This is a genomic window from Alkalihalophilus lindianensis, from assembly GCF_032843265.1.
In the GTDB taxonomy this organism is placed as follows: Bacteria; Bacillota; Bacilli; order Bacillales; family Bacillaceae_D; genus Alkalihalophilus; species Alkalihalophilus lindianensis.
Genome location: NZ_JAWJBA010000064.1, coordinates 1 through 411 on the forward strand (window position 1 = coordinate 1; position 411 = coordinate 411).

Consider the following 411-nt stretch of genomic DNA (forward strand, 5'->3'; position numbering starts at 1 on the left):
GCGGCCTGTTGCACTTTGATGGGGGTGTGAATTCACTTTACTTGGAACCCCGTGTGTCGCCCAGCGCGTATGGCCAATTCCGATGGGGGCAAACACATTTCCATCCACAGCTTTCCGTAAATCAGCAATTCGGCCTTTTTCTTTAAAAACATGAACCCCTGCTTCACTTATCAAAGCAAGACCAGCTGAGTCATATCCTCTATATTCAAGTTTTTCCAAACCTTTTAGCAAAATTTCCTTTGCGTCATGATTTCCAATATATCCAACAATTCCGCACATATTTCTTTTCCTCCCTAATGAAGGGGGCAAGAAACCTTCAGAGGGCATACTTGCCCCCTTATCTCCGTTTTTCCAACTATTTTTGTCGCATTTTCTTCCCTTTGTGCACAAAGTTGCCTTTGTGTTTTAAAG

The 411-nt window shown here is 43.3% G+C and carries 1 pseudogene; it reads right to left on the reverse strand.

Annotated features, from left to right (window positions below):
* Nucleotides 1-279, reverse strand: a pseudogene (locus RYX56_RS21295) (glutamine--fructose-6-phosphate transaminase (isomerizing)); the annotation flags it as partial.
* Nucleotides 280-411 lie beyond the last annotated feature (132 nt).